Source organism: Archangium sp. (genome assembly GCF_036389735.1).
GTDB lineage: Bacteria > Myxococcota > Myxococcia > Myxococcales > Myxococcaceae > Archangium.
This window is the reverse complement of record NZ_DASVWK010000031.1, coordinates 1-9,384: the sequence shown is the minus strand read 5'-3', so window position 1 is coordinate 9,384 and position 9,384 is coordinate 1. Positions and strand designations below refer to the sequence as shown.

General features: G+C 68.4%; 11 protein-coding genes. 5 read left to right on the top strand and 6 right to left on the bottom strand.

Translation table 11 applies throughout. The features are described from left to right. From VF794_RS01035 to VF794_RS01015, 5 genes are all read right to left on the bottom strand, one after another. The coding region (locus VF794_RS01035) for an NADH-quinone oxidoreductase subunit L (RefSeq protein WP_331106808.1) at window positions 1-1,319 on the bottom strand (1,319 nt) is incomplete at its 3' end. A gap of 37 nt (window positions 1,320-1,356) precedes the next feature. Further along, window positions 1,357-1,659, bottom strand: a complete 303-nt coding sequence (gene nuoK, locus VF794_RS01030; RefSeq protein ID WP_331106806.1) for an NADH-quinone oxidoreductase subunit NuoK — start codon at window positions 1,657-1,659, stop codon at window positions 1,357-1,359. A 57-nt stretch (window positions 1,660-1,716) separates the two neighbouring features. Continuing rightward, window positions 1,717-2,232: an NADH-quinone oxidoreductase subunit J gene (locus tag VF794_RS01025; protein WP_331106804.1), complete on the bottom strand. Its 516-nt coding sequence runs from the start codon at window positions 2,230-2,232 to the stop codon at window positions 1,717-1,719. Next, window positions 2,229-3,563, bottom strand: coding sequence for an NADH-quinone oxidoreductase subunit NuoF (gene nuoF / locus VF794_RS01020; protein WP_331106802.1), 1,335 nt, complete (start codon window positions 3,561-3,563; stop codon window positions 2,229-2,231). The genes VF794_RS01025 and nuoF overlap by 4 nt, the downstream gene beginning before the upstream one ends. A gap of 26 nt (window positions 3,564-3,589) precedes the next feature. Continuing rightward, window positions 3,590-4,078 (bottom strand): NAD(P)H-dependent oxidoreductase subunit E, encoded by a 489-nt coding sequence (locus tag VF794_RS01015; protein ID WP_331106800.1) that lies wholly within the window; start codon window positions 4,076-4,078, stop codon window positions 3,590-3,592. 103 nt (window positions 4,079-4,181) lie between these two features. Here VF794_RS01015 and VF794_RS01010 point away from each other — a divergent pair, with 103 nt between their 5' ends. The 3 genes from VF794_RS01010 (at window position 4,182) to serB (ending at window position 7,788) form a co-directional block, all read left to right on the top strand. Continuing rightward, complete coding sequence (locus tag VF794_RS01010; RefSeq protein ID WP_331106799.1) at window positions 4,182-4,943, top strand: TIGR02266 family protein; 762 nt, start codon at window positions 4,182-4,184, stop codon at window positions 4,941-4,943. A 59-nt stretch (window positions 4,944-5,002) separates the two neighbouring features. Then, the gene (locus tag VF794_RS01005; RefSeq protein WP_331106797.1) at window positions 5,003-6,493 is read left to right on the top strand and encodes a serine/threonine-protein kinase; all 1,491 of its coding nucleotides are present in this window, start codon (window positions 5,003-5,005) and stop codon (window positions 6,491-6,493) included. A 92-nt stretch (window positions 6,494-6,585) separates the two neighbouring features. Continuing rightward, the gene (gene serB, locus VF794_RS01000) at window positions 6,586-7,788 is read left to right on the top strand and encodes a phosphoserine phosphatase SerB (RefSeq protein ID WP_331106795.1); all 1,203 of its coding nucleotides are present in this window, start codon (window positions 6,586-6,588) and stop codon (window positions 7,786-7,788) included. A 6-nt stretch (window positions 7,789-7,794) separates the two neighbouring features. On the opposite strand, the gene VF794_RS00995 is transcribed toward serB, so the two are convergent. Further along, window positions 7,795-8,634, bottom strand: coding sequence for a hypothetical protein (locus VF794_RS00995; RefSeq protein WP_331106793.1), 840 nt, complete (start codon window positions 8,632-8,634; stop codon window positions 7,795-7,797). 41 nt (window positions 8,635-8,675) lie between these two features. Here VF794_RS00995 and VF794_RS00990 point away from each other — a divergent pair, with 41 nt between their 5' ends. Together VF794_RS00990 and VF794_RS00985 are read left to right on the top strand one after the other, a co-directional pair. Then, window positions 8,676-9,035, top strand: a complete 360-nt coding sequence (locus VF794_RS00990; RefSeq protein ID WP_331106791.1) for a DUF309 domain-containing protein — start codon at window positions 8,676-8,678, stop codon at window positions 9,033-9,035. Continuing rightward, window positions 9,035-9,229: a CPXCG motif-containing cysteine-rich protein gene (locus VF794_RS00985; RefSeq protein WP_331106789.1), complete on the top strand. Its 195-nt coding sequence runs from the start codon at window positions 9,035-9,037 to the stop codon at window positions 9,227-9,229. The genes VF794_RS00990 and VF794_RS00985 overlap by 1 nt, the downstream gene beginning before the upstream one ends. Window positions 9,230-9,384: the final 155 nt, after the last annotated feature.

Below are 9,384 nucleotides of genomic sequence, written 5' to 3'. Positions count from 1 at the left end.
CCGGCGCCCAGGAAGAGGCACGCCTTGAAGAAGGCGTGGGTGACGAGGTGCAGCGCGGCCGCCCAGAAGACGCCCATGCCCACGCCCATGAACATGATGCCCAGCTGCGACACCGTGGAGTAGGCGAGCACCTTCTTGATGTCGTCCTGCGCGAAGGCGATGAGCGCGGCGACCAGCGAGGTGAAGGCACCGATGATGGCCACCGTCACCATGGCGGTGGGGCTCATCACCAGCAGGAAGCTCATGCGGCTGAAGAGGTAGACGCCCGCGGTCACCATCGTCGCCGCGTGGATGAGGGCGGAGACGGGAGTCGGACCGGCCATGGCGTCCGGCAGCCAGACGTAGAGCGGGAACTGGGCGCTCTTGCCCGCCGCGCCCAGCAGGAACAGCAGCAGCGCCACCGTCAGCACGCCCCCGAAGGTGCGGCCCGCGAGCGGCCCCTCGGAGATGGTGCTCTGCAGGGTGACGCCCGCCTGGGTGGTCTCCGCGCCGCTCGGCAGCGCGTTGGCCATGACCTCCAGGCCCTGGAAGGACAGGGGGCCCTTGGCCTGGAGACCCTCGCGGAAGCGCACCTGGGCGGCCTCGGCATTGCCGCTCACCTGGGCGAAGTTGCCCACGTTGGCCTGGGTGTTGAAGGCGCTCACCAGGATGACCACGAGGAAGGAGCCGATGAGGAAGGCGAAGTCACCGATGCGGTTGGTGACGAAGGCCTTGCGGCCCGCCCACGCCTTGGCCGTGTCCGAGTACCAGAAGCCGATGAGCAGGTAGCTGGCCATACCGACGCCCTCCCAGCCCACGAAGAGCAGGACGAGGTTGTCGGCGAGCACCAGCGTGAGCATCGCGGCCACGAAGAGGTTGAGGTACGCGAAGTACCTCCAGTAGGCCTCGTCGTGCTCCATGTAGCTGGTGGAGTACAGGTGGATGAGGAAGCCCACGCCGGTGATGACCAGCAGGAGCGTCCCCGACAGGTGGTCCACCATCAGGCCGTAGTTCACCCGGAAGGTGCCGGCGCTGAACCAGGTGCCGTAGTCGGCGCCGATGGCGTAGCGGATGAGGCTCGTCGAGAAGGCGTTCTCGGTGGACACCGGCACGCCTCCCTGCACGTGGCTGACCGACCAGAAGGCCAGCACGGACAGGACGAAGGAGCCGGCCACCGTCGCGCACGCGATGAGGTGCACGTTGGCGCGGCCGAGCATCTTGCCGAACACGCCGCAGATGAACGCGCCCACCAACGGTAGGAGGATGATGAGCCAGAGCGACTGCGCGAAGATGGCGGGGTCCACCGGCGCGGTCATGAGGAATTGCTTGAGGGCATCCATGGAGGGGCTCTCTTGGCGGAAATGAGGGGCCGGTGCGTCAGTGTTTCATCGTCCGCATGTCGTCGATGTTCACGGTGCCGCGGCTGCGGAACACCGCGATGACGATGGCCAGACCGATGGAGGCCTCGGCCGCGGCGACCGCGATCACGAAGAAGGCGGACACGTGGCCGGTGAAGTCGCCGTTCTGCTTGGCGAAGGCGAGGAACGTCAGGTTCGCCGCGTTGAGCATCAGCTCCACGCACATGAAGACCACCAGCGCGTTGCGGCGGATGAGCACGCCGAACATGCCGAGGCAGAACAGCGCGGCGGCGAGGATGAGGTAGTAGGAGATCGGGACCATGGCCGTGTGAAGGGCGAGCGCGGCCCGCCTTCTAGCAGAGGGTTGGAGAAGACGGGCTCAAATCCGCGACTTGGCCACCACCACCGCGCCCACCATGCCCACCAGCAGCAGGAGGCTGACGGCCTCGAAGGGCAGCAGCCACTTGGTGAAGATGGTCTGGCCGATGACCGCCAGCGTGCCGAAGCCGCTGGCGATGGCCTGCTGTCCCGTGAAGGCATCGGTGCGCACCGGCATCTTCCAGATGGAGATCACCAGCACCACCAGCAGCCCCGCGGCCGCCGCTCCGCCGGCGATGCGCGAGAGTGTCAGCCGGGGCCCGGTCGAGGTCGACTCGCCCAGGTTGAGCAGCATGATGACGAAGAGGAAGAGCACCATGATGGCGCCCGCGTAGACCAGCACCTGCAGGATCGCCACGGTGTGGGCCCACAGCAGCACGTAGATGCCGGCCAGGAAGAAGAACGTGGCCACCAGCGCCATGGCGGAGCTGATGGGATTCTTCGCGAAGATGACCAGACCGGCGGAAAGCAGCGTCAGGAGCGCGAAGGCTCCGAAGAGGACCAGCTCGACGTTCACGACCAGTCTCCGAACGCGCCCCAGGGCTTGTCGCCGAACGGGCAGCGGTGCTCGCGGATGTGCGCCTCGAATTCGTCGCGGAAGCGCATGAGGAAGGAATGGGTCGGCAGCGCCGCGGCATCGCCGAGCGCGCAGATGGTGTTACCCAGGCCGATGGGCGGGTAGGGCGCGATGGAGGACGCCACGTTGCTGAGGATCTGCACGTCCCCCGGCTCGCCGCGGCCCTCTTCGATCTTGCGCAGCAGACGGGTCTGCCACGGGGTGCCCTCGCGGCAGGGGGTGCACTGGCCGCAGGACTCCTCGGCGTAGAAGCGCGCCACGCGCCACAGGCTGCGCACCATGCAGGTGGTGTCATCCATCACGATGACGCCGCCGGAGCCGGCCATGGTCTGCTTCACCTTGACGGCCTCGAACTCCATGGCGATGTCGAGCTCGTCCGGGCTGAGGATGGGCGCCGAGGAGCCACCGGGGATGACGGCCTTCACCTTGCGGCCCGGGGGCAGGCCCCGGCCGTACTTGTCGTCGAAGATGAGCTGGGTGAAGGTGGTGTCCAGCGACACCTCGTAGACGCCCGGGCGGTTCACCGTGCCCGAGAGGCACACCAGGCGGGTGCCGCCCGACTTGTCGGTGCCCAGGCCGGCGTACCAGGCCGAGCCGCGGGTGAAGACATGGGGCACGCTGGCGAGCGTCTCCACGTTGTTCACCACCGTGGGGCTGCCGAACAGGCCCACCACCGCGGGGAACGGGGGCTTGAGGCGGGGCCAGCCCTTCTTGCCCTCGAGGCTCTCCAGCAGCGCCGTCTCCTCGCCGCAGATGTAGGCGCCCGCGCCGCGCACCACGTAGCAGTCCAGCTGGAAGTCCTTGCCCATCATCTTCTTGCCGAAGATGCCCGCGGCGTAGGCCTCGCGGATGGCCGCGTTGGTGCGCTCGGCCTGGAGCTTGAACTCGCCGCGCAGGTACACGTAGCAGGTGTGCACGCCCAGCGCGTAGGACGCGATGGCGATGCCCTCCAGCATCATGTGCGGGTCGCTCTCGAGGATGTAGCGGTCCTTGAAGGTGCCCGGCTCGGACTCGTCGCCGTTGACGGCCAGGTACTTGGGCTTGGGGCTGTCCTTGGGGACGAAGCTCCACTTGAGGCCCGTGGGGAAGCCCGCGCCGCCGCGCCCGCGGAGGTTGGACTTCTTCACTTCGTCGATGATCTGCGCCGGGGCCAGCTCCAGGGCCTTCTCCAGACCCTTGTAGCCGCCACGCTTCCTGTACTCATCCAGGGTCCAGGAGTTGGGCTTGCCCCAGGCGGCCGAGATGAGCGGTTCGAATGCCGTTGTCGCCATGGAATCAGGTTCCTTGCTGGGAGGTGTCAGGAGAGCTTTTCGAAGAGCGCGTCGAGCTTCGCCTTCGTCAGGCTCTCGTGGTGGTCCTCGTTGATTTGCAAGCAGGGCGCGGTGCCGCAAGAGGCGAGGCACTCCGTCTCGCGCAGGGTGAAGCGCTCGTTCGACTCCCCGGCCTTCAGCCCGAGCTTCTGCTCCAGGTAGGCCAGCATCTTCTCCGCGCCCCACAGGGAGCACGAGAGGTTGGTGCAGACGTCGACGACGTACTTGCCCGGCTTCTTCAGGTGGTACATCACGTAGAAGCTCGCCACCTCATAGGCGCGCTCCGGGGTGACTCCCAGCCGGCTCGCCACCAGCTTGAGTCCCTCGGGGGGCAACCAACCCTTCAGCTCCTGAAGGAGCCGAAGTGCGGGGAGCATCGCTGCGCTCTTCCGATCCGCGGGGTAGTGCGAGAGGATCTCCGCGATCTCCGCGTCGAACTTCTTCTGCTCTTCGGGGGTGAACAGGGGCTCCGCCATGGCGGGCGCTTCGTAAGGCTCGAATGGCAGCGTTGTCAACATAAACCCTCGACGCTACACTCCGTCCCATCAGCGAAATGCCGAGCGATTTCAAGCCCTTGTTATGAATCGGGGATCAGACGACCAGCGACAGGATCCCCGACGGCCCCTCGTGCTTCGGGTGGACTACCCGGATCAGGACCGGCGACGGGACTTCACGGAGAACCTCTCGAAGGGAGGAATCTTCGTGCAGACCGAACGGCCATTCGTGGTCGGCCAGGAGGTCATGCTGGCACTTTCTTTCCCGGGACTGCTGAATCCGGTACAAGTCGTGGGGACGGTGACCCGGGTCCGGCCCGCGTCACCCGCGGCGCCGGCGGGTGTCGGCATCCGGGTGGCGGGGGAGCAGGACCGGCAGCGATTGGGTGAACTCTTGAGTGCGCCAGGACAGACCCGCGCGTCGGACCCGGCGGCCCTCCCCGCGGCGGGGTATCGCGTCCTCATCGTCGAGGACAACCCGCATATCGTCGAGATGTACAGCTACGTGCTCAAGAAGCTGGCGAGCGGCGAGCTGGCGGGCAAGGTTCCCCTGGAGGTGCACTTCTCTCCGGACGGGCACCACGCGCTGCAGATGCTGATGGGCGGCGGCGGGCGCTTCAGCCTGGTGATGACGGACCTGTACATGCCGGTGATGGACGGCTTCGCGCTCATCGAGCGCATCCGCGCCGAGGAGGCGCTCAAGTCCATTCCCGTGGTCGCCATCTCGGCGGGCGGGCCCGAGGCGCGCGAGCGCGCCATGCAGCTGGGAGTGGACATCTACCTGCGCAAGCCGGTGCGTTTCCAGGAAGTGCTGGAGACGGTGAAGCAACTGCTTCACATTCCCTGACAGCAGGCAGGCAGGCCACGTTGAGGCAGGGCGCCGGGACGGCGTAGAGTCGGGCCCACATGTCCAAGCCCGCCATCCACCGCGACACCGTCTGCGGCGAGGCGCTGTTCATCCTCCAGAGTCTGAGGGAGAACGGCCGTCTGGGACGCTCGAGCAAGTTGGCCGATGTGAAGGCCGCGCTGGAGCCGTCCGTCTCGCTGGAGTTCGACAGCTACTACCTCTTCCTCCGCAAGTACCACTACATCGCCCTGGACCACCGGGAGGCCCAGCTGCGGCTCACCGAGCAGGGCGAGCGCATGGTGGACGGCGAGCTTCAGGAGAAGTTCGTCCTGGAGGTGGAGGAGTTCTTCGCCGAACAGCTACGCGGGGACGAAGCCCCCCCGGTGGCCACCGAGGAGTCCGACTCCCCGCCGCCGCCGCCCCCGCCGGACATCCTCCTCGATGAGAACGAGGTGCTGCCGCCCGTGGAGCAGCCGCCCGCGCTGCCTCGGGCCCGCACGTCCCTCCACGGGCTGGAGACGGTGCACACCCCGCCCGTGCAGGTGCCGCCCCCGGTGGCCAGCATGCGCAACGAGGCCGTCCCCCCGCCGCCCTCCGTGGCCGCCGCTCCGCTGACGACGAGCGTCCTTCCCCTCCCCGCGTCCGCGCCCATGCCCGTTCCCGTGCCCTCGTCGGCGCCCTCCGCCCCCAAGGCGGCGGAGCTGTTGGACCAGCGCTACCAGAAGCTGGACTCCATCGGCTCCGGGCCGCTCGGCACCGCCCACAAGGGTCGCTTCCTGGCGCTCGGGCTGGACGTCTGCCTCAAGGAGCTCAAGGACATCTTCGGCTACTTCTCCTTCCTCCAGCGCGGCGAGGTGCTCAAGCGGCTGAAGAAGGAGCTGTGCGCCCAGGCCCAGGTGCGCCACCCGGGCATCGTCCAGGTGATGGACCAGAACACGGAGACGGCCCGGCCCTACTACGTGCTGGAGCTGCTCCAGGACAGCCTCAAGGACAAGCTGGAGGAGGGCGGGGGCAAGGGCGTGCCGGTGCCCGTCGCCATGCGCTGCTTCCTTCAGCTCGCCTACGCGCTGCGCGCCGCGCACGCCGTGGGCCTCACCCACCACAACCTCAAGCCGGAGAACGTCCTCTTCGACATTTGTGGCAACGCGAAGCTGGGTGACTTCGGCTTGAGCCGCGTGGTGGAGCAGGACGCCTCCAAGGGCCTGCCCCAGGTCTTCGTGGGCGCCAGCGGCATGGTGTACCTGGCCCCCGAGCTCATCCAGCCCCAGCGCATGAAGGACGCCGGTCCCGCCTCCGACGTGTACGGCCTGGGCATCCTCCTCTACGAGATGCTCACCGGGCAGATTCCCGGCCGTCGCTCGCCGCTGCCCTCCGAGGTCAACCCCGAGGCCCCCGCCGGCCTGGACTCCATCTTCGACAAGATGACCCAGGACAAGGTGGAGCAGCGCTACCCGGACATCGATGCGATGCTGGAGGACTTCTACAAGTCCTTCACCGAGGCGGAGTTCCTCGCCAAGGGCGACCTCATCCTCTCCTCGGAGCCGCAGTAGCCTCCCGAGCGCGGGCCCGGTGCGGTGCCGGGCCCGCCTCCGTGTGACGAGTGCTCGCGACGGGCGGGCCGGGCTGTCAGACTCGCTCCACCATGAGCGACAGTCAGAGCCCCCAGGACACCGTGCTCGTCACCGTCACCGGGAAGGACAGTCCCGGCATCACCGCCCGCCTGACCGGCATCCTCGCCGAGGTGGGCGCGACGCTGCTCGACATCGAGCAGGTGGTGGTGCAGGGGCAGCTCACGTTGTGCCTGCTGGTGCGCCTGCCCGAGACGCGAGGCGTCCTCAAGGAGCTGCTCTTCGCGGCCCGTGAGCTGGGCGTGTCCCTGGACTTCCAGCCGGTGGACGCCCCCCGGGCTCCGGCCGCCCCGGCCCCCAGCCGCCATGTCGTCACCGTGGTGGGGCGCTCCCTGGGCGCGCGAGAGCTGCACGCCGTGACCGAGCGCCTGGCGCGCCACGGGGCCAACATCGAGCGCGTCCACCGTCTGTCCGAGGCGGAGCCCGGCGCCGTGGAAATCCACATCGCCCTGCCGGTGGAGCGGGACCCGGAGGAACTCAAGCGCACGCTGCTGGAGCTGGCCATGTCCACCAACTCCTTCGACGTAGCGCTCCAGCGCGAGAGCCTCTACCGGCGCGGCAAGCGGCTGGTGGTGATGGACATGGACTCCACGCTCATCCGCATCGAGGTCATCGCCGAGCTGGCGCGGGCGTACGGGGTGGGGGAGCAGGTGGCCCGCATCACCGAGCGCGCCATGCACGGGGAGATGGACTACGACGAGTCCCTGCGCCAACGCGTGGGGCTGCTCAAGGGGCTGGACGAGAAGGTGCTGCGGGACATCGCCGCCAACCTGCCGCTCACCGAGGGCGTGGAGACGCTCATCCGCGTGCTCAAGCGGCTGGGCTACCGCACCGCCATCCTCAGCGGGGGCTTCTCCGTGGCGGCCGAGGCCCTCATGGCGCGGCTGGGCATCGACCAGGCCCACTCCAACGTGCTGGAGGTGGTGGACGGCAAGCTCACCGGGCGCACGCTGGGGCCCATCGTCAACGCGCGCCGCAAGGCGGAGCTGCTGGAGAGCATCGCCCAGTCGGAGGGCATCCTGCTCGACCAGGTCATCGCCGTGGGCGATGGGGCGAATGACCTGCTGATGCTGGAGCGCGCGGGCCTGGGCGTCGCCTTCCGGGCCAAGCCCAAGCTGCGTCAGGCGGCCGATACCTCCATCACCGCCGGGGGCCTGGACGCCATCCTCTTCCTCCTGGGGCTCAGCACGCGCGAGCTCCAGGAGGTGCTGGGGTAGGGCGGTTCAGGAGCGCATCCGCGACGCCAGCTCCTTCTGCTGGAGCGTGCCCTTCTCCAGCAGCAACTCGAGCAGGGCGCGCAGGATCTTGGAACTCTTCTCCTGGTTGACCTGCACCGCCTGGAGCCGCTGCATCTCCTCGGGGGAGAACACCTCGGCCGGGGACGGGGAGGTGCTGAGGATTTCGTCGAGCAGGTCCGCGGCGCTCCCCGCACCGGCGCGAGCGGAAGCAGCGGCGGCCTGCCGGGCGTTCTCCGCGGCCATGCGCGGGGCGATGTCGCCGATGTGCTTCACGACCGTCTTCCCGCTCATGTCGACGATCTTGAACTCGTTGGTCTCACCCGGGATGCTGCTGCTCCTGCGCGTGCTCTGGTCGCCAGGGGCATGGGTGGCGACGACCGGATCCTGGTTGCGGTAGTGGCGCAGGATGGCGTGCTGAATCTCCTGATCGCCGGCCACCACGGGGATGACGCGCGTGCGGCTGCGGGCGGCCACCTGGTCGATGGTCTGCAGGTCGGTCGGGTCCGCCATGGCGAGCATGAGCGTCTTGCCGTTGTCGCGCAGGGACACGGGGAAGACGCCCTTCTGCTCGGCGAAGCCCACCTCCATCCTGGCGAGGGCGCCCACGTCCTTGGTGACGGTGCTCAGCTGGACACGCTGAACGCCCAACCCCTGGCTGATGGCCTGGGTGAGGGTGTCCTCCGTGGCCAGACCCATGTCGCTGATGATGCGCGTGAGGCGTCCGCCCCACTGGTCGTGCTGGGCGAGCGCGCTGCGCAGCTGCATCTCGTCGATGACGCGGGCCTTGACGAGGATGTCTCCGATACGGTTGCGAGGTGCGGCCATGGTCGCCAGTCTACGGAGGAAGGAGCCCGGAGTCGCGTTCGATGCCACGTGGATTCGAGAACTGCCTGGCCGATGGGGTGGCGCTCTTCAACGCCGGGCATTTCTTCGAGGCCCACGAGGCCTGGGAGGAGGCCTGGCAACATGAGAGCGGCGCGCGCCGGCTGCTGCTCCAGGGCCTCATCCTGGTGGCGGCGGGCTGGCTGAAGTGGGACGCCGGCAACACCCGGGGCGCGTGGACGCTCTTCTCACGCGCCCTGGAGCGGCTCGAGCCCCTGCCGCCTGGATGTGAAGGCCTGGATGTGGGCGGCCTGCGCCCCCAGGTGGCCCGGTGGCGCGCGGGAGAGGGCTCCGCCCGGCCGGTGCTCGTCTGGCAGGCCGCCCACCAGGAAGGAGAGCCTTGATGCAGCCCTTCGCGGACGAGCAGTCGCTCCTGTGTCCCTACTGCGGCGAGCCGGTGGAGGTGGAGGTGGACCCCGTGGGGGCTCCGGCGGAGACGTACGTGGAAGACTGCCCGGTGTGCTGCCGACCGTGGGTGGTGCACGTCTCGAGAGAAGGGGAGGACGTCTCCGTCTACCTGGGGCGCGAGGACGACTGAGCCGGCCCGGAAGGGCTCGCGGCGGGGTCGCCTTGACACGTTCCAAAGCATGGTTCTCTTGAAGCTGTGAGAGGCGCCGGGCCCCGGAGAGAGAGGGCACGGCGCGGGCAGACAACCATTCACTTCAAACACAACCAGCGCGCCGCGCTCCGCGA

Bases quoted from the DNA above. Each gene is read 5' to 3' on its own strand.
- nuoK (WP_331106806.1), bottom strand. From the start codon at position 1,659: ATGGTCCCGATCTCCTACTACCTCATCCTCGCCGCCGCGCTGTTCTGC.
- VF794_RS00990 (WP_331106791.1), top strand. From the start codon at position 8,676: ATGCCACGTGGATTCGAGAACTGCCTGGCCGATGGGGTGGCGCTCTTC.
- VF794_RS01015 (WP_331106800.1), bottom strand. From the start codon at position 4,078: ATGGCGGAGCCCCTGTTCACCCCCGAAGAGCAGAAGAAGTTCGACGCG.
- VF794_RS01010 (WP_331106799.1), top strand. From the start codon at position 4,182: ATGAATCGGGGATCAGACGACCAGCGACAGGATCCCCGACGGCCCCTC.
- serB (WP_331106795.1), top strand. From the start codon at position 6,586: ATGAGCGACAGTCAGAGCCCCCAGGACACCGTGCTCGTCACCGTCACC.
- VF794_RS00985 (WP_331106789.1), top strand. From the start codon at position 9,035: ATGCAGCCCTTCGCGGACGAGCAGTCGCTCCTGTGTCCCTACTGCGGC.
- nuoF (WP_331106802.1), bottom strand. From the start codon at position 3,563: ATGGCGACAACGGCATTCGAACCGCTCATCTCGGCCGCCTGGGGCAAG.
- VF794_RS01005 (WP_331106797.1), top strand. From the start codon at position 5,003: ATGTCCAAGCCCGCCATCCACCGCGACACCGTCTGCGGCGAGGCGCTG.
- VF794_RS00995 (WP_331106793.1), bottom strand. From the start codon at position 8,634: ATGGCCGCACCTCGCAACCGTATCGGAGACATCCTCGTCAAGGCCCGC.